This window comes from Pseudomonas alloputida, assembly GCF_021283545.2.
Classification (GTDB): Bacteria; Pseudomonadota; Gammaproteobacteria; order Pseudomonadales; family Pseudomonadaceae; genus Aquipseudomonas; species Aquipseudomonas alloputida.
In genome coordinates this window covers 2,630,273-2,654,790 of the sequence record NZ_CP128540.1, presented here as the reverse complement: position 1 = coordinate 2,654,790, position 24,518 = coordinate 2,630,273, and the positions used below count along the sequence as shown (strand labels likewise).

Here is a 24,518-nt window from a genome sequence, read left to right as displayed (position 1 = left end):
AGATTCTGTAATGCCATCCGCAATTCGCATCACCCCCACCCTGCTGCTGGCCCTGGCCAGCACCACTGCCCTTGCCAGCGACGATCTCATGACCCGCAGCACCCTGACCGGTGACTGGGGCGGCCTGCGCCATCAACTCGAAGAAGACGGCGTCAAGATCACCGGCGACTACAGCGGTGAAACCGCCTACAACGCCCACGGTGGCCTGCACCGTTCGGCGCGCTATTCGCAGAACGTCAAGCTGGGCGTGCAGTTCGACCTGTCGAAACTGTACGGCCTGGACAACGGCGGCAAGGTCCAGCTGACCATCAACGACCGTCGCGGTAACAGCGCCTCGGAAGACCTGGTCGGCAACCGCCTGCCAATCCAGGAAAACTACGGTGGCCTGTACACCCGCCTGACCGAGCTGAGCTACGAGCGCACACTGTTCACCCCGGCGCTCAACGTCAAGCTGGGCTACATGGCCATGGGCAACGACCTCGGCGGCCTGGACAGCGGCATCCTGTGCAATTTCATGAACGCCGGCTTCTGCGGCCACCCGCTGAACATGTCGGGCGGCAGTGGCTGGACCAATTACCCCAACGCCCACCTCGGCGTGCGCGTGAAGTACGACCTGTCACCTGCCTGGCAGTTGCGCGTGGCGGCGTTCAACGTCGACCCCGAAAGCAACGGCAACTCCAGCCGCGCCTGGCACCTGGGGCCCAAGCACACCACCGGCACCGTGGTACCGGTAGAACTGGTATACAAGCTGCAGGGTGAACTGCCAGGCGAGTACAAGCTTGGTTACTACTACGACAGCTCTGATGTGAAACGCATCGGCAGCGATGATGAAGTGTCCGGCCGAGGTGGCCATTACCTGCTGGTCGACCAGGCGGTGTGGAACGACCAGGCCTCCCCAGGCCGAAGCCTGCACGCCTTCGGCCAGTACTCGGCGTCGAGCAAGGCCGCTTCGCCGTTCACCAAGTGGTATGGCGCCGGCGTGGTGCTGTACAAGCCGTTCGAAGGCCGCCCGAAGGATACCGTGGCACTGGGTTACGGCCGCGCCGTACCCAACCCGCGTAGCCGCGATGTGCTGGAAGATGCCGCGTTCAACGCGGGCCAGCAGTTCCCGGACATCGACAGCGCCGAACAGTTGATCGAACTGAGCTACGGCTACCAGGCCACGCCATGGCTGAACCTGCGCCCGGACGTGCAATACATCATCGAGCCAGGGGCGTTCTCGGGCAAAGACATCGACAACGCACTCGTGGTCGGCCTGCAGGTCAAGGCGACCTTCTGAACCGCCGGGGCCGCACTGCGGCCCCATCCGCCGGCGCAACCCTCAAGCCTGTTTGAGGTAGTCCACCAGCCTCAGCAGCATGGCATCACAGCCGCGCAACTGCTCGACACTGACAAACTCATCCGGCTTGTGGCCCTGGTCCATGCTGCCAGGGCCGCACACCACGGTGGGGATGCCCGCCTGGTCGAACAAGCCACCTTCGGTACCAAACGCTACCGTGCCGAACGTATCCGAACCGCTGAGTAGCGCCACCAACCGCGCAGCCTCGCTGTCTTCCGGTGTCGCCAGCCCCGGATAGGCACTCAGCGGCGCCAGGCGAATGGCGCTGGCGGTATTGACCTTGCGCATACGCGGCAGCAACTCGGCTTCAGCATAGGTTTGCAACTGGTCGGCGACCGCCTGCGCCTCGAACCCGGGGAGCGCACGCACTTCGAAATCGAACTCGCACTCGTCCGGCACGATGTTCAGCGCCCTGCCCCCTTTGATCACGCCGGCCTGCACCGTGGAGAACGGTGGATCGAAGCGCTCGTCGTGATGAACCGGCAGTGCCAGGGCCTCGCCGATTTCACCCAACTTGCCAATCAGTTTCGCCGCATACTCGATGGCGTTCACCCCATACGGCGCGTACGCCGAATGGCACGCTGCGCCCTGCACCTGGCAACGCATTGCCAGCTTGCCCTTGTGCCCCAGTACCGGTTTGAGTTCGGTGGGTTCACCGATCAGGCACAGCCGTGGTTTACACGGGCGCTGTTGGAGGGCAGCCAGCATCGAGCGCACGCCCAAACAACCGACTTCTTCGTCATAGGAAAACGCCAGGTGTACCGGCATGCGCAACGGCTGCGCGAGAAACGCGGGCACAGCAGCCAACACCGAGGCGATAAAGCCTTTCATGTCGGCCGTGCCGCGGCCATACAGGCGGCCGTCACGCTCACTCAGGGCAAACGGCTCGACTGTCCAGGCCTGGCCATCCACCGGCACCACATCGGTATGCCCAGACAGCACCACACCACCAACATCCCTGGGGCCGACAGTGGCGAACAGGTTGGCCTTGGTGCCCTCCGGGTTATGGAACAGCTCGCACTCCACCCCCAGCTCGGCCAGGTAATCACGGATAAAACCGATCAGCGCCAGGTTGGAGTCGCGGCTCACCGTGGCAAAGCCGATCAGCCGGGCCAGCAGCGCGCGACTGGCAAATTCACTCATCGCCCGGCACCCCATAGCTTGGCGCGGCGGTCGGGTTGAGGGCGCGGGTGACGTAATCCTGCATCTGCGGGCGATAGGCTTGCCACAGGCCATCGAGCACGCCGATCGGGTCGCTGTCGGCCCAATCGACGCGCAGGTCCACCAGCGGCCAGGTCAGCTCGCCAGCAATCTTCAGCGCCGCCGAGTGCACGGGCCCGGCTTCGCCACCCGCTGCCATCGCCGCGTGCATGGCTGCCAGCAGGCGGTCGGCCAGGTGGCCGCCGGCCTGTTCAAAAGCCAGCACCATGGCTTCGATCACCTGGGTCGAGGACAGCAGGTTGCCAGCCGCCGCGCATTGTTCGCCGGCCATTGCATGGTGTGTGCCCAGTGCTTCCCGCCCGGTGAACAGGGCCACCTGGCCGTGGCTGTCGATCACCGTGACCTGGCGGTACTCGCTCCAGCCATTGGCACTGAGCACCCTGTCCAGCGCAGCGGCGGGCGGCAACTGGCCATGCTCCAGGGCATCGAGAATCTGCGGGCCCAGCGCCGGCAGGGTGATGTTCTGGGTCGAGACTGCGCCCACACCGGCACGCACCCAGGGGCAACGAGCACCCACGGCGATGCTCGACGAGCTGATGGCGATACCGACCTGGCCGGTTTCCTGGCAACGACCAATGATGGAGAACGTCATGTCATGGTTCCTGTTGTGCTGTGCGATACACGGCATTCTGAGTGGAACCTTCGGGCGGGCGAAACGACCTTTTTCCGAGGGGGTAGGCAGGAAAAAACTATGCTCTAGGGCCCGCTCTCTGCACCCGCTCGAAAAACCACGCCACCCACCCGGCCAACCTGCCCCACAGGCCAGAAAACTCAAGGCCTTCGCCGTTTTATCGGCAAGTACCAGCTAAATACTATTTTCGCCATTTCCACGGCATCCCTAGTCTGGCTCCAGGCAACGGCGGTCCTCCAAACCGACCTGACAAAAACCGCCTGAACAAGGGCTCGGACATGACACTGAACAACCTCGAAATCGACACCCTCGTCGTCGGCGCCGGCCAGGCCGGCGTGGCCATGAGCGAACACCTGAGCAAGCTTGGCGTGCCGCACCTGGTACTGGAGCGCAACCGCATCGCGCAGGCCTGGCGTACCGGCCGCTGGGACTCGCTGGTCGCCAACGGCCCGGCCTGGCACGACCGCTTCCCGGGGCTGGAATTCAACCTCGACGCCGATGCATTCGCCGGCAAGGACCAGGTGGCCGACTACTTCGAGCAGTACGTACGCAAGTACAACCTGCCCGTGCGCACCGGCATTGAAGTGAAGCGCGTGGTGCGTAACAGCGACCGCCCTGGCTTCACCATCGACACCAGTGAAGGCGTGATTCGCGCCAATCGCGTAGTCGCCGCCACCGGCCCGTTCCAGAAACCGGTGATCCCGGCCATCGCGCCGAAAGACAGCAACCTGCACCAGATTCATTCCGCCGCTTACTTCAACCCAGAGCAGTTGCCTGAAGGCGCGGTACTGGTGGTCGGTGCCGGCTCTTCCGGCGTGCAGATTGCCGAAGAGCTGATGCGCGCCGGACGCCAGGTGTACCTGTCGGTCGGCGCCCACGACCGCCCGCCGCGTGCCTACCGCAACCGCGACTTCTGCTGGTGGCTGGGCGTGCTGGGCGAGTGGGACGCGGAAATTGCCAAGCCCGGTCGCGAGCATGTGACCATCGCGGTCAGTGGCGCCCGTGGTGGCCACACCGTGGACTTCCGTGCCCTCGCCCACCAGGGCATGACCCTGGTCGGCCTGACCCAGTCGTTCGAAAACGGCGTCGCGCGCTTCCAGGACAACCTGGTCGAGAACATCAATCGCGGCGACGACAACTACCTGGCCCTGCTGGATGCGGCCGATGCCTACATCGAACGCAACGGCCTGGACCTGCCGGAAGAGCCCGAAGCGCGCCAGCGACTGGCCGACCCGGAGTGCATGCGCAACCCGCTGCAGCAGCTGGACCTGGCCAAGGCCGGCGTCAGCAGCATCATATGGGCCACCGGTTACGGCGTGGACTTCAGCTGGCTGCAGGTAGACACCTTCGATGCCAACGGCAAGCCCCAGCACCAGCGTGGTGTGGCCCGTGAACCTGGCGTGTACTTCCTCGGCCTGCCGTGGTTGTCGCGCCGTGGTTCATCGTTCATCTGGGGGGTGTGGCACGACGCCAAGCACGTCGCCGGCCACATCGCCACACAACGCACCTACACCGCCTACCGCGACCGCGAGCAACGCGCAGCGGATGAGCAGCAAACCGCCAAGATCAGCAATGTCAGCACCCTCGGAGCCCACTGATGCCTACCCATACTCGCATCCGCATGTTCAACACAAAGGAAACCTACCCCAACCAGACCCTGGACAACGACTTGTGTCAGGCCGTGCGGGCGGGCAATACCATCTACGTGCGCGGCCAGGTCGGTACCGACTTCGAAGGCAAGCTGGTGGGCCTGGGTGACCCGCGCGCACAAACCGAACAGGCGATGAAGAACGTCAAGCAACTGCTTGAAGAAGCCGGCTCGGACCTGTCGCACATCGTCAAGACCACCACCTACATCACCGACCCGCGCTTCCGCGAGCCGGTGTACAAGGAGGTGGGCAAGTGGCTCAAGGGCGTGTTCCCGATTTCCACCGGGTTGGTGGTGGCCGGGTTGGCCCAGGCCGAGTGGCTGATGGAGATCGACGTGATCGCCGTGGTTCCCGATCAGCAATGACCGCAGGCCTGAATGGCGGGTGGTGACTGCCACCTGCCGTCCAGCCACGCCTGGGTGCCCCCGGGCCGCGAAAAGCGGCCCCGGCGCTTTGAGCTAGAAGCCCAAGGTTGCCGATAACAGGTAAGTACGCGGCGTGGAAAGGGTCAACCCCGGCTCACTGTCATCCGACGCCCCCGCCGAGCTCCAGTAGCGATCATCGAGCACATTCTCGACACTGGCCCGCAAGGTAACCTCGGTGGCGTCCACCTTGAAGGCGTAACGTGCGCCCAGGTCATAACGCTCCCAGCCATCGATGCGCTTGCTGTTGTTCTGGTCCAGGTACTGGGAACTTGAGTGAATGCCGCGCGCTGTGAAGGTCAGGCCGTTCACCCCTGGCACGTCCCACTCAGCCCCCAGATTGACGTTGTATTCGGGCGTGGCCGGCGCGCGGTTGCCATCGTAGGCACCGCCGACGGTGTCGGTCAGCTCGCTGTCGATATACATCACCCCACCCAGCACCCGCACGCCCTGCACCGGCTCACCGAACACACTCAGCTCGATGCCGCGGTTGTCACGCTTGCCATTGGGGCCGAACACCCGCGAGGTGGGGTTGGTCTCGTAGGCCGGCTGGCGAATGCGGAAGGCGCTGGCGGTAAAGGCCACCTGGCCGAGGTCGTACTTGGCCCCCACCTCGATCTGGCGGCTGGTGAACGGCGGGAAGATCTGGTCTTCGTTGATCGAGGTCGATGGGGCGATCTTGCCTTGGCTCAGGCCCTCCATGTAATTGGCATACAACGAGAGCTGGTCGGTGACCTTGAGCAGTACGCCCCCAGAAGGCGAGACCTTTTCTTCGTCATAGCCGGTATCGCCTTTGATGCCGTCGCTCCAGTCATCCACCTGCACCCGTTGCCAGCGCGCACCCAGAGTCAACAGCAGGCGGTCGTCAAAAAAGCCAAGGGTATCGGCCAGGGCCACGCCGGAGAAGCGGTTTTCCGTGTAGACCTCGGGGTCGAGGCGGGTTGGCGTACCGGGTGTCGGTGCGGCCACCGGGTCGTAGAGGTTGCTCGGCGCCGAGGCATAGCGCGCCCCGCCGTTGGTGAAGTCCATGTAGTAATAGGTGGCGGCCAGGTTCAGCTCGTGGCTCACCGGCCCGGTATGGAACCAGTGACGTAAACCAGCCATGGCGGTGCGCACCGACTCGTCCCGGGTAAAGTCACGCGGCTGCACGGTAAAGTCGCCGGCATCGTTGGTGATCGACACGTTATGGCGCAGGAAGTCATGGTTGCTCTTGCGCGCGCCAACCGCACCATAGGCCAGCAGCGATTCGCTGATATCGTACTCGGCGTTCAGCGCACCGAAGGTGTCGTTGGTACGCGCCTTGCTCCAGGCCTGGGCGTAGTTGTGGCGTACGTCATTGGCATTGGGCACCTTGGCATTGGCACCGACCAGCACACGCTCCTGCGGGGCGTCAGTGTCGCGTTCGGTGTGGCCAAGGTCTGCCGAGAGACGCAGGCGCTCGCCTCGAAAATCCAGGCCCAGCACCGCCATTTCGCGGTCGACGCGCTGGTGGTCCCATTCGGTATCACCGGCCTGCTTCACGCCATTGAAGCGCACGCCGAACTGCTGGCCTTCACCAAAGCGACGGCCGATGTCCACTGCGCCGCCAGCCTGGCCGGCCGAGGCGTAGCTGCCGGTGAATTCGGTGATCGGCTTGTCAGCGGCTCGCTTGGGCTGCACGTTGATACCGCCGCCCACGCTGCCACGCGGTGAAATGCCGTTGATCAACTGGCTGGGGCCTTTGATGATGTCGACCCGGTCGGCCATTTCCATGTCGATCGAATAGGTCGGCAAGATGCCATAGAGACCGTTGTAGGCCACATCACTGTTGAACAGGCTGAAGCCGCGAATGGTGAACTGCTCGAAACGCCCGCCCGCCGGGTTGGTAGCACGCACTGAAGGGTCACTGGCAATCAGCTCGCCCAAGGTGCGCGCCTGTTGGTTCTTGACCAGGTCGCTGGTGTAGCTGGTGATGCTGAACGGGGTTTCCATGAAGTCGCGCGAACCGAGCAAACCTTGTGCCCCTTGGCGTGCCACTTGGCCACCGGCATACGGCTGCGCTTCGTTGCCTGCGGCCAGGCCGCCGACGATGCGGGTGGGGGCGATTTCAAGCGCGCCACTGGCCTGAGGGGCTGGCATCAGGGTGAAGGCCCCCTCACCCACTGGTAGCGCCTGCAGGCCGCTACTGCGCAGCAACTGGTTGAAGCCTTCATCGACACTGTAACGACCGGACAAGCCGTTACTTTGCCGGCCCTCTACCAATGCCGGGTCCAGCGAAAGGCTGACACCGGCCTGGTCGGCGAAATGGGTCAAAGCGGCACCCAGGCTGGCTGGCGCCACCTGGAACGTACGCCGGGCCGGCTCATCGGCCCAGGCGGGTGCACACAACAGCAGGCTCATCGCGAACAATGGATGTGCTGCGCGCGCCAGTGGGCGCAGGCGGCAAGATTTTACTGCAGGCATTGAACAAGGCTCCCCTTTTATTTTCTCCTACCGGTAATGACCGGCGAGTGAAAAAAAGGGGACAGTCTCATGATCGATTTTCTCGTGCGGTCAGGCTCACCCAATAACGCGTGCGGGTCTGCACCTGCAACGGCAGGCTGGCGGCGAGCAGGGCCAACACCCGGTCGGTGTCGTCAAGGCGGAACGTGCCGGTAACACGCAAGCGCTCCAGTTCTGGTGCCCAGCGCAGTACGCCGGGGCGATACCTGCGCAGTTCGTGCAGCAACTCGCCCAGCGGTCGGTCGTCCAGCCGTAGCGCACCTTCGCGCCAGCCCAGTTGCCATGCGTCGAACGCTTTGACAGGGCCAACGCCGGCCGCCTGCAAACTGGCCTGTTGGCCGTCCTGTAGCATCACGGCTGGACCCCGCAACGGCTGCAGGCTGACCGCCCCCTTGATCGCCGACACCCGGCAGGCCTCATCAAGCAGGCGCAGGCACGCCTCGCCCTCACTGAGCACCACCCGGCCGTAAGGCACCTGCAAGGTGAGGCTCAGGTTAGCGGGCACGCTCACGGCCACTTCACCGCGCAGCAGTGCCACGCGGCCTGCACCCAGCTCGATATCGACCGCACTGTCGGTGTTCAACTGCAACAAGGTGCCGTCGCTCAGCAGTGCCTGCCTGCGCTCCCCGACTGCGGTGCGCATGTCGGCGGTCCAGGCATCCAGCGGCAGCTCACGGCTCACCAGCCAGGCCACCGGCAACAACGCCGTCACACCCAGGGCTTGTTTGAGCAATGCCCGACGACCGGCATCCGGACGATCCAGGGCGGCCATCGCCAATGCGCCGGGCAACCCGGCAAATCGCGCTCGCAGCAGTGATGCCTTTTGCCAGGCGTCTTCGTGCAGGTGACTGCTGGCGCGCCATTGCGCCAGACGCTGCAGGTCAGATTCGCTTGCGTCGCCAGAATCCAGTAATGCCAGCCAACGGGCTGCAGCACGCAGCGCCTCGCGGGTTTCTGGGGTGTGGGGGCTCATTGCAACTCGGCCAACAGGCAATGTTCGTAAGCCTGCGCCATGTAGCGTTTCACTGAGCGCTGGCAGACGCCCAGGCGCTGGCCAATTTCGGCGTAGCCCAAGCCTTCCAGCTGGCTCCAGAGAAAGGCCTTGCGTATCGCCGGCTTGAGGTCGTCGAGCAATTCATCCAGTGCTTGCAGGGTTTCGAGCAGTACCCAGCGCTGTTCTGGCGACGGCACGTGTTGCTCGGGCAACTGCGCCAACGCATCAAGGTAGGCCTGCTCCAGGCTACGTCGCTGGTGGAAGTTGCTGAGCAAACGCTTGCCCACAGTCAGCAGGTAGGCACGCGGTTCGCGTATGTCTGCCAGCGGCTGGGCGCTGGCCAGAATGCGCAGAAAAGTATCCTGGCTGAGGTCGGCGGCATCCCAGGCATTGCCCATACGCCGGCGCAGCCAGGCTTCAAGCCAGCCGCGATGCTCCCGGTACAGGGCAGGCAGGCCAGGCTCCGGTGGCGGCGCGGCGTCGATCATGAGGAGGGTCCTGCGGCGGAGTAAATAAGATTAATTCTAATTTACATCACACCACAGAACCAAGCGGTTTGTTACCGGTCAGGCAATGGCTTCATCGACCAGCACTTGTGCTTCCTCCACCAGACGCTGCAAATGCGCCTCGTCGATGAAGCTTTCGGCGTAGATCTTGTAGATGTCTTCAGTACCCGACGGGCGCGCGGCGAACCAGCCATTGGCCGTCATCACCTTAAGCCCGCCAATCGCCTGGCCATTGCCTGGGGCGTGGCTGAGGATCTGCACGATCGGCTCACCGGCCAGCTCTGTCGACTTCACCTGCTCCGGCGCCAGCTTGCTCAGCAACGCCTTCTGCCGCGCATCGGCCTTGGCCTCGACACGGGTGGCGAACGGCTTGCCCAGCGCCTCGGTCAGGTCGGCATAAGCCTGGCTCGGGTTACGCCCGGTACGGGCGGTCATTTCGGCGGCCAGCAAGGCCGGGATCAACCCGTCCTTGTCGGTGGCCCACACCGAGCCATCGCGACGCAGGAACGAAGCCCCTGCACTTTCTTCGCCACCAAAACCGAGCGAACCGTCGAACAGGCCCTGGGCGAAGAACTTGAAGCCCACCGGCACCTCATACAGATCGCGGCCCAGCCGTTGGGTAACGCGGTCGATCAGGCCGCTGGAGACCACGGTCTTGCCCACGGCGGCGTCACTGCGCCACTGCGGGCGGTGGCGGAACAGGTAGTCGATGGCCACGGCGAGGTAGTTGTTGGGTTGCAGCAGGCCGTCAGGGGTGACGATGCCGTGGCGGTCGTGGTCCGGGTCGCAGGCGAAGGCCACGTCAAAGCGCTCGCGCAGACCTATCAGGCCCTGCATGGCATACGGCGAGGAAGGGTCCATGCGGATCTGACCATCCCAGTCGACGGTCATGAAGCGGAAGGTCGGGTCGACCTCGGTGTTCACCACTTCCAGGTCCAGCTGGTAGTGCTTGGCAATTGCCGACCAGTAGCGTACCCCTGCCCCGCCCAGCGGGTCGACGCCCAGGCGCAGCCCAGCGCCACGGATGACATCGAAATCGATGACGTTTTCCAGGTCGGCCACATAGTTGCTGACGTAGTCGTGGCGGTGGGTGGTCGGCGCCTGCAGCGCCTGGGCATGGTCCATGCGCTTGACGCCCGCCAGATTAGCCGCCAGCAGCTCGTTGGCCTTGCCCTCGATCCACTTGGTCACGTCGCTGTCGGCCGGGCCGCCGTTGGGTGGGTTGTACTTGAAGCCACCGCTTTGCGGCGGGTTGTGCGACGGGGTGATGACGATACCGTCAGCCAGGCCCTGCGTGCGGCCGCGGTTGTGGCAGAGGATGGCGTGAGAAACCGCCGGCGTAGGCGTGTATTCGTCATCCTTGGACAGCATCACCTGCACGCCGTTGGCGGCCAGCACTTCCAGGGCGCTGGCGGTCGCCGGCGCTGACAGGGCGTGGGTATCGGCGCCAATGAACAGCGGGCCATCGATGCCTTTTTCCTGGCGGTACAGGCAGATCGCCTGGCTAATGGCCAGGACGTGATACTCGTTGAAACTCAATTCAAGCGAACTGCCCCGGTGCCCCGAGGTGCCGAAGGCCACGCGCTGGGCCGCCACGGTAGCGTCTGGGCGGCCCGTGTAATAGGCGGTAAGCAGCCGGGGAATATCGACCAGCACGCTGGCCGGAGCCGGCTTGCCTGCCAAAGGACTGAGCGTCATGCAAAAACCTCGAGTTCAACGGATGTTGGTGTTGGAACGTGCAGTGTACTGAGAGTTGCAATGCCGTGCGATGGGGGCATCAAAGAAACCCCAGGCCCTGCAGGGTATTGCGCATCCCGCCCAACCCTATGACGGTCTAGAGTACAAGCCATACCCCTTGTGAACGAGGCTCCATGGCTTTCCATCGTCTGACCCGCACCCACCCTCGCCTGAGCCTCGCCGCTGCAGTCGGCCTCGCTGGCGCCTGGCTGATCCCCGCCGGTGATACCGTGCAGCACATCCTCGCTGGCTGGAACCTGGGGGTGTGGCTGTACCTGCTGCTGGTGCTCTACCTGAGCTGGACAGCCAGCCCGGAAAAGGTCCGCAAGGTCGCCGGCGTCGAAGACGAGAACGCCGGCCTGGTCCTGCTGACCGTGTGCATCGCCGCCATCGCCAGCCTTGCCGCGGTCACCCTGCAACTGGTCTCCAGCCGCGGCCTGCAAGGCACGGCCCTGGCCGTGCACTATCTCTACACTGGCCTGACCGTCGCCGGTTCCTGGCTGCTGATCGGCTGCATATTCACCCTGCACTACGCCCGCCTGTTCTACACCGGGCAAAACCACGAACCCCCACTGCGCTTCGCTGATGGCGAGCGCAACCCGGATTACTGGGACTTCCACTACTTCTCGTTCACCATCAGCGTGGCGGTGCAAACCTCAGACGTGGGCGTCGCCGGGCGTGGGTTGCGGCGGGTGGTGCTGGCGCATTCGCTGGTGGGCTTCGTGTTCAATACGGCGATTCTGGGGTTCACTATCAACATCGCCGCCGGGTTGCTGGGTTAAGCAAGCCGCTCGTCTGAAAAACCTGCGCGTCGAACGTCCGCGAAAGTCACCAAATTCGAAGGTTACCTGGCACCTTGCGGCCGGGAAAACGTTTGCCATGCAGCCAGCCGTCACACTGCGCCCATGACAAGGGTGTGACCAGCGTCATGCATTCGCACATTTGTCGTACTTGCAAGCGAAAATTGCGCCTAGCAGGTGCTATCTTTAGTTTCCCGGCGGCCGCATCGATGTGGCCACCCGCTCATCACGTCCAGGTACGGACAAGGAGGCTGGCATGAACAAGATGACGTTCCCCAACGCCTGCCAGGTGATGCGCTGGCATTTCCATCCGTTGGGCTTCGAGGCCAGCATGGATGCGCCACGCAGCATGGTCGCGCGGCTGTTCGACCGCGCCAGCGGTGAAACCCTGCTGGCGATTGCGGGTATCCCCTGTGCAGCGATCATGGCCGCCGCCGATGTAGAGCGCATCATCGAGGCCGTCGAGGCGGAAATGGATGCCTTCATACCCGCCTTTACCTTGCGCGATGCAGTCTAGCCCGCAGCAGTGAGTTCCGGGCCCATGGCCTGCAACTTGCTCATGAACTGCTCGGCCGGCACGGGCTGGCCCAGCAGGTAGCCCTGCAACGAGTCACATCCCAGACGGGTCAGGAAGTCCTGCTGCTTGTCGGTTTCAACCCCCTCGGCAACGATACGCAGGCCCAACGCCTGGCCCAGTGCGACGATTGCCGAAACAATCGCTGCATCGTCACTGTCCTGCTCCAGATCACGTACGAAGCCGCGGTCGATTTTCAGCTCGTTGGCTGGCAGGCGTTTGAGGTACATCAGGCTGGAATAGCCCGTACCAAAGTCATCAATGGACAAGTCCACGCCCATGTCGGACAGGCGCTGCAGCACGGTCAGGCTGGCATCGGCATCGTGCATGGCGGTGGTTTCGGTAATTTCCAGTGTCAGGCAGTTGGCTGGCAAGCCGTTCTGCTGCAGGGCGCGGGCCACGCTGTCGACCAGACCGGCATGGCAGAACTGGATGGCCGACAGGTTCACCGCCATGCGCCAGCCATGGTGCCCCTGGTCCAGCCACTGACGCATCTGACGGCAGGCCTCAGTGAGTACCCACTCACCAATGGGGATGATCAGCCCGGTCTTTTCCGCCAGGCCGATGAAGCGGTCAGGCAGCAGCAGGCCCTGCTGCGGGTGCTCCCAGCGCAGCAACGCTTCGGCACCGATCGGTTGGCAGGCCTGGGCGTCGAACTTGGGCTGGTAATGCAAGCGGAACTGGCGCTGCTCCAGCGCCAGGCGCAAGTCCTGCAGCAGCTGCAACTGCTGGCGCGCATTGCTGTTCATCGACACATCGAAGAAGCTGTAACCGTTCTTGCCGGCGCTTTTGGCATGGTACATGGCAGCGTCGGCGTTACGCAGCAGCTCGTGCTGGTCCTGGCCGTTGCCCGGATACAGGACGATGCCCAGGCTCGCCGACAGTTGCAGGTCGTGCTCGGCCACGCGGAAAGGCCGGGACACCAGGTTGACCTGCTTGACCGCCACGTCCATGGCATCGTTCGGCTCCTGCAGCTCCACCAGCAGCACGAATTCGTCGCCGCCAATCCGAGCCAGCGTGTCCTGGCTGTGCAGGTGGCCGCGCAGGCGGGCCGCCACTGCCTTGAGCAGAAGGTCTCCAATATGATGGCCAAAGGCATCGTTGACGGGTTTGAAACCGTCCAGATCAATGAACATCAGGGCAAAACAGCCGCCCTGCTCCGCCACTTTGGCGATGGCCTGTTCGATGCGATCGGCCAGCAGGGTACGGTTGGGCAGATCGGTGAGGGTGTCGTGCAAGGCCAGTTGGGTCAGTTCCTGGTTGGCCAAGGTCAGCGAACGGGCCAACTCGGCTGTACGTGCCTCGAGACGCGCGTCCAGCACCGAAGTCAGCAAAGCCACTGCCAGTACTGCCAGCGTGGTGATCAGCACTAGGTAAACCAGGCTGTCCCCCTGCAACCCGCCGCCCAGCGCGCCGCAAAAGCTGCCCTCGGGGAAATTCGCCGCTGCCATGCCGGTGTAATGCATGCCCACGATGGCAACGCCCATGACCACCGCCGCCAGGCCGCGGATCTGCCGTACATAGGGGGTGTGTCTGCGCAGGCGGAACGCGATCCACAATGCCGCCGCCGAGGCGCCTACGGCAATCAGCAGCGAAGCACCGAACAACGTCGGGTCGTAATCGATGCCCGGCAGCATGCGCAGGGCAGCCATGCCGGTGTAGTGCATGCAAGCGATACCGGCGCCCATGATCAGCGCGCCAAACCCCAACTGCAGCGCTGGCAGGCTCGGCTGGCTGACCAGCCACAAGGCAAAGCCCGAGGACAGCACAGCGATCAGCAGCGAGAACGCGGTCAGGGCCAGGTCGTACCCCAAGTCGATGGGCAAGCTGAAGGCAAGCATGCCAATGAAGTGCATCGACCACACGCCGATGCCCATGGCCAACGCACCGCCGCCCATCCACAGGCAGGCAGCGCGGCCCTTGGCCGTGGCGATGCGGCCGGTCAGGTCAAGGGCGGTATAGGATGCCAGGATCGCCACGCACAGCGAAATCAACACCAGCGAAGAGGAGTAGCTACCGGTCAGCATTGAGAGTTCCAGCGCCGGGAAAGGGGGCCCGGCAAAAGCTGACGATTGTACTCAAGCTTAAGCGAAACGCACGGGGTTTTTGCGAATGGGAATGGATCCAATAACCCCAGCGCCCCGCCCTTGCGCGTGGTCAATTCTGCTCGGCAAACGCCTGCTCTGCATCCCAGCCGCCGCCCAACGCAGCCACCAGTTGCACACTGGCCACCAGGCGCCCTTGCAGCAGGTTCAGCACGCTGCGCTCGTTGCTCAGCGCCGTGGTTTGCACGTTGACCACATCCAGATAGCCGATCAGCCCGGCGCGGTACTGGTTCTCGGTCAGGCGCAACGACTCGCGGGCAGCATCAAGCGCCTCTTGGCGCACCACGGCTTCATCGCCATACACCTTCAGCTGAACCAGCAGGTTTTCCACTTCCCTGAAACCGTCCAGCACGGTCTGGCGGTACTGCGCCACCGTCTGGTCATACACGGCCACCGTGCGGTCGACCTCGGCGCTGCGTTTGCCGGCGTCGAACAGGGTCAGCGCCAGCTGCGGGCCTACCGACCAGTAGCGGTTGGGCAGCTCGATCCAGTTGCTGAAGCTGCTGCTGGAATAACCGCCACTCATGCTCAGGCTGAGGTCCGGGAAATAGGCTGCCCGCGACACCCCGATGTTGGCGTTGGCCGCCATCACGTTGCGTTCGGCTGCAGCGATGTCCGGGCGCCGCTCCAGCAGCTGCGAAGGCAGCGAAACCGGTATTTGCGGCAACGCGGGAATCGCCTTGCTGTCGGCCAGGGCGAAGTCGGCCGGAGCCTTGCCCAGCAGCACGGCGATGGCGTTTTCGAACTGCGCACGCTGCCAGATCAGGTCAATCAGGTCAGCCTGGGTACTTTTGAGCTGCGTACGGGCCTGGGCCACGGCATCCGGGCCGGCGACACCGGCGCGGTACTGGTTTTCGTTCATTCGCAGCGAGCGCTCATAAGCCGCCACGGTGGCTTCCAGCAAGCGCTTCTGCTCATCGATCACCCGCAATTGCAGGTAGTTCTGCACCAGTTCCGACTGTTGGCTCAAGCGGATCGACGCAAGGTCGGCGAAACTGGCTTCGGCACTGGCCTCGTTGGCATTCAGGGTTTCGCGCAGCTTGCCCCACAGGTCGATCTCCCAGCTCACGCCCAACTGCGCGTTGTAGGTGTTGCGAATGCCGCTGCTGTTATTGGACAGGCTGGAACTGGAGCTGCCGGTGCCCTGCGCCGAGCGGTTCTTGCTGGTGCTCAGGTCCAGGCTGGGGAACAGCGCCGCACGGCTGCTGCGCACCAGCGCCTGGGCCTGGCGATACTGGGCTTCTGATTGCGCCACGGTCTGGTTGCTGCGGTTGAGCTCTTCGACCAGCGCATTGAGCCCAGCATCGCCGTAGATTTCCCACCAGGCGCCGCGGGCGATGGCGTCGGACGGCGAGGCCTGGGTCCAGCCTTCGGCGTGCTTGAACTGCGCCGCCGTGCTGTTCAGCTCAGGGCGGTGGTAGTCGGGGCTCAGGGTACAGGCACTGAGCAAGGCCACGCACAACCCGGCACCGAGCAGGCGCGAGCCACGGCCACGGGTCAGTGCTTGCAGGGCACGGTGAAGTGGGGTCTGGGCAAAAGTCATAGCGGGGTTTCCAGAGCGGCGTCGGTACGCACGCCGCGCCAACGGTTGAAACGGTGGCGCAGGCGGTCCAGGTACAGGTAAACCACCGGCGTCGTATAAAGGGTGAGGATCTGGCTGAACACCAGGCCACCGATGATGGTCAGGCCCAGCGGCTGACGCATTTCTGCGCCTTCAGCCTGGCTCAGCAGCAACGGCAATGCGCCAAGGATTGCCGCCAGGGTGGTCATCAGGATCGGCCGCAGGCGCAGCAGGCAGGCCCGGCGGATCGACTCTTCCGGCGAAAAGCCCTGATGGCGCTCCAGCTGCAAGGCCAGGTCGATCATCAGGATGGCATTCTTTTTCACCACCCCGATCAACAGGAACAGCCCCAGCAACGAGATCAGGCTGAACTCGCCACCGGTGACGTACAGCGCCAGCAAGGCACCGACGCCCGCCGAAGGCAGTGTCGATAGAATGGTCAGCGGGTGAATGTAGCTTTCATACAGAATGCCCAGCACCAGGTACACCAGCAGCAGTGCGCCAAGAATCATGAAGGGCTGGCCCTGCTGGGTCTGGGCAAAGGCATCGGCAGTGCCGCCGAGCTTGGCAATCACCTCCTCGGGCAGGCCCAGTTTGGCCACCGCGCGCTCCAGTGCCGCCATGGCCTGGTCGGGGCTGTAGCCCTCGGCGACGTCGAAGGCGATGTCTTCCGAGGCGAACTGGCCTTCGTGGCTGACCCGGTCGTTGGCCAGGCTGTTCTCGTAGTGGGCGATGGTCGACAGCGGCACCCGGGCGCCGTCGGCGGTGATCACCTGCACTTGCTCCAGCGTGCTCGGGTCCCAGGCGTATTTCGGGTTGATCTCGAGCACCACCTGGTACTGGTTGAGGCTGTCATAGATGGTGGAGATCTGCCGCTGGCTGTAGGCGTTGTTCAGTACTGCGGTGACCATGTCCATGTCGATGCCCAGGCGCTTGGCCTGGTCACGGTCGACCACCAGCGTCACCTGTTGGGTACCGGCACCATCGCGGGCGTCGATGGCGGTCAGCTCAGGCAGTGCACGCAGCGCCGCGACCACCTTGGGAAACCATTCGCGCAACGCCGCCAGGTCGCCGCTTTGCAGGGTATACAGGTACTGAGAAGAGGTCTGGTCACGCCCACCGCCCCCCAGTTGCAGGTCCTGGTCGGCCATCAGGAACAGGCGCCCGCCGGGCACTTTGGGCAGTTCCTTGCGCAGGCGCTCGATCACCTTCTGCGCGTCGATCTTGCGCTCGCTGATCGGTTTCAGGCGCACCAGCACAAAGGCGTTGTTGGTACCGCTGTTGCCACCGATGAAACCGGCGACGCTCTGTACTGCCGGGTCGGCCAGCAAGGCGCGGCGGTAGATTTCCATCTTCGGCTGCATCACCGTGAACGACAGGCCGTCGTCACCCCGGATGAAGCCCATCAACTGGCCGGTATCCTGCTGGGGCATCAGCGTCTTGGGCACCACCACGTACAGGGCGATGTTGATGCCGATGGTGGCCAGCAGGCTGAGCAGGGTCAGCCGCTTGTGGCGCAGGGCCCAGCCCAGGCTGTGGTCATAGGCAGCAACCATGCGCTGATGCAGCGTGTCGCTCCAGCGCTGCAGGCGTGTCTGCTCGGCCTGTTGCGGCTTGAGCCAGCGGGCGCAGAGCATCGGTGTAAGGGTGAGCGACACCACCAGCGAGACGATGATCGCCGCCGCCAGGGTGATGGAAAACTCCTGGAACAGGTTGCGCACGATGCCGCCCATGAACAGGATGGAGACGAACACCGCCACCAGCGACACGTTCATCGACAGCAAGGTGAAACCCACCTCCTTGGCGCCCAGGAAGGCCGCCTTCATCGGTGGCTGGCCGTTCTCGATATGCCTGGAGATGTTTTCCAGCACCACGATGGCATCGTCCACCACCAGCCCGGTGGCAAGGATCAGCGCCATCAGCGACAGGTTGTTGAGCGAGAAACCGCACACGTACATGACTGCGAACGTGCCCACCAGCGATACCGGCACCGCCAGGCTGGGGATCAGCGAGGCGCGCAGGCTGCCGAGGAACAGGTAGACCACCAGGATCACCAGCACCACGGCGATCAGCAGGGTGTGCTCGGCCTCTTTGAGGGTGGCCTTGATCACGGGCGAGCGGTCCATGGCCACGTTCAGTTGCACGCTGGCAGGCAGCAACGACTGCAGTGCCGGTAGCTGCGCCTTGATCTGGTCGACCGTTTCGATGATGTTGGCGCCGGTCTGGCGGTTGACCACCAGCAGCACCGCTGCCTGGTCGTTGAAGAAGCCGCTGTTGTAACGGTTTTCAACGCCGTCGGTGACGGTCGCCACGTCAGACAGGCGCAGAATGGTGCCGTTCTGTTGGCGAATCACCACCGGCTCGTAATCCTTGGCGCTTTCCAACTGGTCGTTGGCCCGCACCTGCCAGTTGCGCTCGGCGTCTTCGACAAAGCCCATGGGCCGGCGCTGGTTGGCGTTGGATACTGCGGTGCGCACTTCGTCCAGCGACAGGTTGTACTGGTTGAGCAGTTGCGGCTCGACGGCAATGCGCACGGCCGGCAGCGAACTGCCACCGATCTGCACCTCCCCTACCCCCGACACCTGAGCCAGGCTCTGTGAAAGGATGGTGTCGGCCAGGTCATACAGCTGGCCTTTCTGCAACACATCCGAAGTCAGCGACAGCACCATGATCGGCGCCTGCGACGGGTTGATCTTCTTGTAGGTGGGCATGCTGCGCATGCCACTGGGCAGCAGGTTGCGGGTAGCGTTGATCGCCGCTTGAACCTCACGGGCTGCGCCATCGATGTCACGGCCCAACTCGAAGCCGATGACTACCCGTGTCGAACCCTGGTTGGAGCTGCTGGTGAGCGTGGTGACGCCGGCGATGCTGCCCAGCTTGCGCTCCAGCGGTGTGGCCACGGTGGACGCCATGACCTCGGGGCTGGCACCAGACAGGTTCGCCGACACCACGATCACCGGGAAGTCCATTTGCGGCAGAGGCGCCACCGGCAGCAAGCCAAAGCTGACCCCGCCCAGCAGCATGATCGCCAGGCTCAACAGCATGGTCGCCACCGGGCGACGAATGAAAGGCCCGGACAGGTTCATGCCTGGGCCTGCTTCACGTCAGTGGCCGGGCGCAGGCGGCGGGCCAGGCGATCGAAGTACAGGTAGATGACCGGAGTGGTGAACAGCGTCAGCACCTGGCTGACCAGCAACCCGCCGACCATCACCAGGCCCAGTGGCTGGCGCAGCTCGGCGCCCGAACCGGTGGCAAGCATCAGCGGCACCGCACCAAACAGCGCGGCCAGGGTGGTCATCAGGATCGGCCGGAAGCGCAGCAACGCCGCCTGGTAGATGGCATCGCGCGGGCTCATGCCCTGATTGCGCTCGGCCTCCAGGGCGAAGTCGATCATCATGATCGCGTTCTTCTTGACGATACCGATCAGCAGGATGATGCCGATGATGGCGATCATGCCCAGGTCGTTACCGCTGATGAGCAAGGCCAGCAAGGCACCGACCGCCGCCGACGGCAGGGTCGAGAGGATGGTGATCGGGTGGATGTAGCTTTCGTACAGCACCCCCAGCACGATGTACATGGTCACCACCGCCGCCAGAATCAGCAGCAGGGTACTCGACAGCGACGCCTGGAAGGCCTCCGCCGCACCCTGGAAGCGGGTCTGCACACCCAGCGGCATGCCGATGTCCTTCTGCACCTGCTCGATCACCTGCACGGCTTCGCCCAGCGACGCGCCGTGGGCCAGGTTGAACGACAAGGTCACCGCCGGGAACTGGCCGATGTGGGAAATAGCCAGCTGCGCTTGACGCTGCTCGATCCGCGCCAGCGCCGAAAGGCGCACCTGGCCGCCATCGGTGGCCTTGACGTGGATCGACTCCAGCGCCTGCGGGCCGATCGTGGCGGCGTCACTGGACTGCAACACCACGCGGTACTGGCTGGCCTGGGTGTAGATGGTCGAGATCTGCCGCTGGCCGAAGGCGTCGTACAGGGCATTGGTGATCTGCGAGACGCTGATCCCCAGGCGGCTGGCCATGTCACGGTCGATTACCAGGTACACCTGCAAGCCCTTGTCCTGCAGGTCGCTGGCCACATCGGCCAGTTCCGGGCGCTGCTGCAGCGCCTGCACCAGCTTGCCGCTCCACTGCGCCAGCAGGTCGGCGTCCGGCGACGACAGGCTGAACTGGTACTGGGTCCGGCTGACCCGGTCCTCGATGCTGAGGTCTTGCACCGGCTGCATGAACAGGCGGATGCCCACCAGCCGGTCGACCTGCGGCTGCAGGCGGCTGATCACTTCGCTGGCGCTGACATCGCGCTCGCCGTGGGGCTTGAGGTTGATCAGCAGGCGACCACTGTTGAGCGTGGCGTTGTCGCCGTCTACGCCAATGTAGGACGACAGGCTCTGCACGGCCGGGTCTTGCAGGATGACCTTGCTCAGGGCCTGCTGACGTTCGCTCATGGCAGCGAACGAGGTGGACTGCGGCGCTTCGGAAATACCCTGGATCACCCCGGTATCCTGCACCGGGAAGAAGCCCTTGGGCACGACCATGTACAGGAACACCGTGAGCACCAGGCTGGCCACCGCCACCAGCAAGGTCAGCGGCTGATGCTTGAGCACCCACTGCAGGGCACTGCCGTAGTGCTGGATCAGCCAGTCGATCCAGGCGCCACTGGCGCGGTAGAAGCGGCCTTGTTCTTCTTCCTCGGGCTCGCGCTTGAGCAGACGCGCGCACATCATCGGCGTCAGGGTCAGGGACACCACCAGGGAAATCAGAATGGCCACTGCCAGCGTGATGGCGAACTCGCGGAACAGGCGACCGACCACGTCCGCCATGAACAGCAACGGGATCAGTACCGCAATCAGCGAGAAGGTCAGCGAAATCAGGGTGAAGCCAATCTGTCGGGCGCCCTTGAGTGCCGCCTGCATGGGCGTCTCGCCCTCTTCGATATGCCGGGAGATGTTCTCCAGCATGACTATGGCATCATCGACCACAAAGCCGGTGGCGATGGTCAGGGCCATGAGTGTCAGATTGTTGACCGAGAACCCGGCCAGGTACATGACCCCGAACGTCCCGATCAGCGACAGTGGCACGGCAATCGACGGAATGAGGGTGGCGCTGAAACGGCGCAGGAAAACGAAGGTGACCATCACCACCAGAACGATGGCGATCAGCAGTTCGTGCTGCACGTCCTTGACCGCAGCGCGGATGGTCTGGGTGCGGTCGGTCAGCACCGATACATCGAGGCCCGCCGGCAGGTTGTCGGTGATCGACGGCAGCAGGCCCTTGATGCGGTCGACCACTTCGATCACGTTGGCGCCCGGCTGACGCTGGATGTTCAGCAGCACTGCATGGTTCTCGTTCGCCCAGGCGGCCAGCCGCTCGTTCTCGGCGCCGTCGACGATTTCGGCCACATCCTTCAGGCGCAGCGGCGCACCGTTGTTGTAGGCCAGGATCAGGTTGGCGTACTCCTCGGGAGAGCGCAGCTGGTCGTTGGCATCGAGCATCGACACCCGGGTCGGGCCGTCGAAGTTGCCTTTGGGCTGGTTGACGTTGGAGGCACCGATCAGCGTGCGCACGTCATCCAGATTCAAGCCATTGGCCGCCAGGGCGTCGACGTTGACCTTGATGCGTACCGCCTGGCGCTGGCCACCGGCAATGCTGACCATGCCCACACCGCTGATTTGCGCAAGCTTTTGCGCCACGCGGGTATCGACCAGGTCGTTGAGCTTGGGCAGCGGCATGGTCTTGCTGGAGATGGCCAGGGTCAGCACCGGGGTGTCGGCCGGGTTGACCTTGTTGTACACCGGCGGTGCCGGCAGGTCACTGGGCAGCAGGTTGCTGGCGGCGTTGATCGCGGCCTGCACCTGTTGCTCGGCAACGTCCATGTTCATGTCGAGGTTGAAACGCAAGGTCAGCACCGACGCACCGCCAGAACTGGTCGAGGCCATCTGTTCCAGGCCCGGCATCTGGCCGAACTGGCGTTCCAGCGGTGCGGTGACGGCGCTGGTCATCACCTGCGGGCTGGCGCCGGGGTACAGGGTCATGACGCGAATGGTCGGGTAATCCACCTGCGGCAAGGCGGAAACCGGCAGCAACTTGTAGGCGATCAGGCCGGCCAGCACGATGGCCAGCATGCTCAGCGTGGTGGCGACCGGGCGCAGGATGAACAGGCGCGAGAGGTTCATGCGCCCGCCTTGCCTGCTGCGTTGCCGGGTTGTGCTTCACCTGTTTGCGCCGCGCCCTTGGCTTCCTGCCCTTGCAGGTGCTGGCCCGGGCTAGTCGGCACTTGCGAGCTGTCTTCGACCACTTCCACCTTGGTGCCTTCGCGCAGGCGGTCGGTGCCTTCCAGCACCAGACGGTCGCCGGCCTTCAAGCCGTCGAGAATGACGCTGTTCTCGCCATCGCTGGCACCCACCTTCAGCTTGCGGACATTGACGGTGCTCTGCTCATTGACCACATAGGCGAAGGTGCCATCGTTGCCAAACTGGATGGCCGCGGCCGGGGCCATGACCACCTGTTTGAGGGTGTCGGCCAGCAAGCGCACGTTGACGAACTGGTTGGGGAACAGGGCCAGGTCCTTGTTCTCGAAACGGCCTTTGAACTTCAGCGTGCCGGTGGTGGTGTCGATCTGGTTGTCGATGCTGCCCAGCACACCGGTGGATTGCAGCTTGCTGTCACCGCGGTCCCAGGCCTCGACCGGCAGGCTGGCGCCACTGCGGTAGCGCTCCAGCACAGTGCTCAGTTCGGTTTCCGGCAGGGTGAAGGCGACGTTGATCGGCTCGGTCTGGGTGATCACCACCAGCGCGGTGGTGTCGTTGGCGGCCACCAGGTTGCCCAGATCGAGCTGGCGCAGGCCCACACGGCCACTGATGGGCGCACGGATCTGGGTGAAATCGAGGTTCAGGCGGGCGTCGTTGACCTGTGCCTGATTGGTCTTGACCAGCCCCTGGAACTGCGCAACCTGGGCTTCGGCGGTGTCCAGTGTTTGCTTGGCGATGCTGTCTTCAGCGTACAGGCCTTTATAGCGGGCCAGGTCGACCTGAGCGTTCTTCAACTGTGCCTGGTTCTGCGCCAAGGTGCCTTCGGCCTGCTGCAGGGCGATGCGATAAGGGCGCGGGTCGATTTCGGCCAGCAGGTCGCCAGCCTTGACGCGCTGGCCTTCCTTGAAGTGGATTTTCACCAGTTCGCCAGCCACGCGGCTGCGCACATTGACCGTATTGGTCGCGGTAACCGTGCCCAAGGCTTTGTAGTAGAGGGGGAAGTCGCCTATCCGCACCGGCACGACGCGTACGGGTACCGGGTCGCTGGAGCCGCCAAAACCTGGGCGGCCACCGATCATGCCCATGCCCTTGCCACCGCGCACGCCACCGGCTTCTTTATGCGCAGGCGTCGCTGCGGGCCACAGCCACCAGGCTAGTGCAGCCACCAGCAGCAGGATCAGCAGGCCGACGAGCCAGCGACGAAGGGAACGGGAATTGGACGCTTGCATGGGTTGAACGAACCTTGTTCGGAATGACGACTTGAGGAGGATGAACGATAAGCACTGCCATCGTTTTAGCAAAGGGCCTTTACCAGAGGTTTACCTTTGCCTGACGTTGCCAAGAGGCGGAATTTTAAATGAAAACGGCCCGGAACGTGTTCCGGGCCGTTACAGGGTGTTGCTTGGAGCGGTGGCGGGCCTGAAGGTTCGGTTGCCTGGTCTGGCCCTTTCGCGGGTGAACCCGCTTCTATCAAACAAAAGATAACCCACTGTTCTTTCTAGCGAAAAAAACAGGCGCGCGGGGTCAATGGCGGCGAAGTGTTCACTCTTCTATACGTGGTCACAGCAAGCTGTGCCGACAGGGATTAACGCCGATGCCATTTGGGCCACTCTCTCATTCGGGAGCAAAGCAGCACACCAGTGCGGTCTACGGCCTCTTTCCCGCGCATTGGGAACCATAGCAAAGTATTCGGCGGCTGACCTACCCGGATCAGTCGGCGAATGCTTTTCTAGATCTCGATGTCAGTGCAGATCTGACGTCATGCGCATCCTGTTTGCTGTGCGACAGCGCAGCCCGGAAGGGCTGGGTGATCTCTCATCAAACAAAATGCAACCCATTGTTTTCTAAGCACTCAAGCGGCCACCAGTTGATACCCCAGTTTCCGGGCTTTGCGAAGCAAAGCCCGGACCTGCCGGTCTTGGCTTCTCTCATCAAACAAAATGCAACCCATTGTTTTCTAAGCACTCAAGCGGCCACCAGTTGATACCCCAGTTTCCGGGCTTTGCGAAGCAAAGCCCGGACCTGCCGGTCTTGGCTTCTGGCTTCGAACTCCTCAAGACCTTGTTCAACATAAGCCTGCTTCTTGGTTAACAGGTTGTACACCAGACGTGCCAACTGATGCGCAGTGGCTTTGATGGCGCAGCTGGTATCCATTCGAGTCAGTCTGGCTTCTATCAAACAAAAGATAACCCACTGTTCTTTCTAGCGAAAAAAACAGGCGCGCGGGGTCAATGGCGGCGAA

At 63.6% G+C, this 24,518-nt stretch carries 16 protein-coding genes and 1 pseudogene; 5 read left to right on the top strand and 12 right to left on the bottom strand.

The features are described from left to right. Positions 1–10: 10 nt before the first annotated feature. A complete protein-coding gene (locus LU682_RS12155) occupies positions 11–1,279 on the top strand; it encodes a carbohydrate porin (RefSeq protein WP_049587124.1) in 1,269 nt (422 codons plus the stop codon). Positions 1,280–1,321: 42 nt separating this feature from the next. On the opposite strand, the gene argE is transcribed toward LU682_RS12155, so the two are convergent. Further along, a complete protein-coding gene (argE, locus tag LU682_RS12150; protein ID WP_049587126.1) occupies positions 1,322–2,482 on the bottom strand; it encodes an acetylornithine deacetylase in 1,161 nt (386 codons plus the stop codon). Further along, positions 2,475–3,152 (bottom strand): DUF1028 domain-containing protein, encoded by a 678-nt coding sequence (locus tag LU682_RS12145; protein ID WP_010954425.1) that lies wholly within the window; start codon positions 3,150–3,152, stop codon positions 2,475–2,477. Before LU682_RS12145 ends, argE begins: the two co-directional genes overlap by 8 nt. 317 nt (positions 3,153–3,469) lie before the next feature. Here LU682_RS12145 and LU682_RS12140 point away from each other — a divergent pair, with 317 nt between their 5' ends. Continuing rightward, entirely contained in the window at positions 3,470–4,789 is a 1,320-nt protein-coding gene (locus LU682_RS12140) for a flavin-containing monooxygenase (RefSeq protein ID WP_010954426.1), read from the top strand. Next, entirely contained in the window at positions 4,789–5,205 is a 417-nt protein-coding gene (locus tag LU682_RS12135) for a RidA family protein (protein ID WP_014590706.1), read from the top strand. Before LU682_RS12140 ends, LU682_RS12135 begins: the two co-directional genes overlap by 1 nt. Before the next feature lie 93 nt (positions 5,206–5,298). Here the strand turns inward: LU682_RS12135 and LU682_RS12130 are convergent, their stop codons facing one another. From LU682_RS12130 to pgm, 4 genes are all read right to left on the bottom strand, one after another. Continuing rightward, on the bottom strand, positions 5,299–7,704 hold the full coding sequence (locus LU682_RS12130; RefSeq protein ID WP_010954428.1) for a TonB-dependent receptor: 2,406 nt from the start codon (positions 7,702–7,704) through the stop codon (positions 5,299–5,301). Positions 7,705–7,771: 67 nt separating this feature from the next. After that, the gene (locus tag LU682_RS12125; protein WP_010954429.1) at positions 7,772–8,716 is read right to left on the bottom strand and encodes a FecR domain-containing protein; all 945 of its coding nucleotides are present in this window, start codon (positions 8,714–8,716) and stop codon (positions 7,772–7,774) included. Then, positions 8,713–9,225, bottom strand: coding sequence for a sigma-70 family RNA polymerase sigma factor (locus LU682_RS12120; RefSeq protein ID WP_232885756.1), 513 nt, complete (start codon positions 9,223–9,225; stop codon positions 8,713–8,715). Before LU682_RS12120 ends, LU682_RS12125 begins: the two co-directional genes overlap by 4 nt. Before the next feature lie 78 nt (positions 9,226–9,303). Continuing rightward, positions 9,304–10,941, bottom strand: a complete 1,638-nt coding sequence (pgm, locus tag LU682_RS12115) for a phosphoglucomutase (alpha-D-glucose-1,6-bisphosphate-dependent) (protein ID WP_010954431.1) — start codon at positions 10,939–10,941, stop codon at positions 9,304–9,306. 173 nt (positions 10,942–11,114) lie between these two features. On the opposite strand from pgm, the gene LU682_RS12110 reads away from it, so the two are divergent. Continuing rightward, positions 11,115–11,762: a DUF1345 domain-containing protein gene (locus LU682_RS12110; RefSeq protein ID WP_003247748.1), complete on the top strand. Its 648-nt coding sequence runs from the start codon at positions 11,115–11,117 to the stop codon at positions 11,760–11,762. Positions 11,763–12,036: 274 nt separating this feature from the next. Further along, the gene (locus LU682_RS12105) at positions 12,037–12,297 is read left to right on the top strand and encodes a DUF1652 domain-containing protein (protein WP_003247746.1); all 261 of its coding nucleotides are present in this window, start codon (positions 12,037–12,039) and stop codon (positions 12,295–12,297) included. Here the strand turns inward: LU682_RS12105 and LU682_RS12100 are convergent. From LU682_RS12100 to LU682_RS12075, 6 genes and pseudogenes are all read right to left on the bottom strand, one after another. Continuing rightward, complete coding sequence (locus tag LU682_RS12100; RefSeq protein ID WP_010954433.1) at positions 12,294–14,381, bottom strand: putative bifunctional diguanylate cyclase/phosphodiesterase; 2,088 nt, start codon at positions 14,379–14,381, stop codon at positions 12,294–12,296. The genes LU682_RS12105 and LU682_RS12100 overlap by 4 nt on opposite strands. Positions 14,382–14,511: 130 nt before the next feature. After that, positions 14,512–16,002, bottom strand: a complete 1,491-nt coding sequence (locus LU682_RS12095; RefSeq protein WP_010954434.1) for an efflux transporter outer membrane subunit — start codon at positions 16,000–16,002, stop codon at positions 14,512–14,514. Continuing rightward, positions 15,999–19,106 (bottom strand): efflux RND transporter permease subunit, encoded by a 3,108-nt coding sequence (locus LU682_RS12090; RefSeq protein WP_010954435.1) that lies wholly within the window; start codon positions 19,104–19,106, stop codon positions 15,999–16,001. The genes LU682_RS12095 and LU682_RS12090 overlap by 4 nt, the downstream gene beginning before the upstream one ends. After that, on the bottom strand, positions 19,103–22,201 hold the full coding sequence (locus tag LU682_RS12085) for an MdtB/MuxB family multidrug efflux RND transporter permease subunit (protein ID WP_060489757.1): 3,099 nt from the start codon (positions 22,199–22,201) through the stop codon (positions 19,103–19,105). The genes LU682_RS12090 and LU682_RS12085 overlap by 4 nt, the downstream gene beginning before the upstream one ends. Further along, positions 22,198–23,505: an MdtA/MuxA family multidrug efflux RND transporter periplasmic adaptor subunit gene (locus tag LU682_RS12080; RefSeq protein WP_010954436.1), complete on the bottom strand. Its 1,308-nt coding sequence runs from the start codon at positions 23,503–23,505 to the stop codon at positions 22,198–22,200. Before LU682_RS12080 ends, LU682_RS12085 begins: the two co-directional genes overlap by 4 nt. A 736-nt stretch (positions 23,506–24,241) precedes the next feature. Next, a pseudogene (locus tag LU682_RS12075) lies at positions 24,242–24,445 on the bottom strand (IS110 family transposase); the annotation flags it as partial. Between the last annotated feature and the right edge of the window lie 73 nt (positions 24,446–24,518).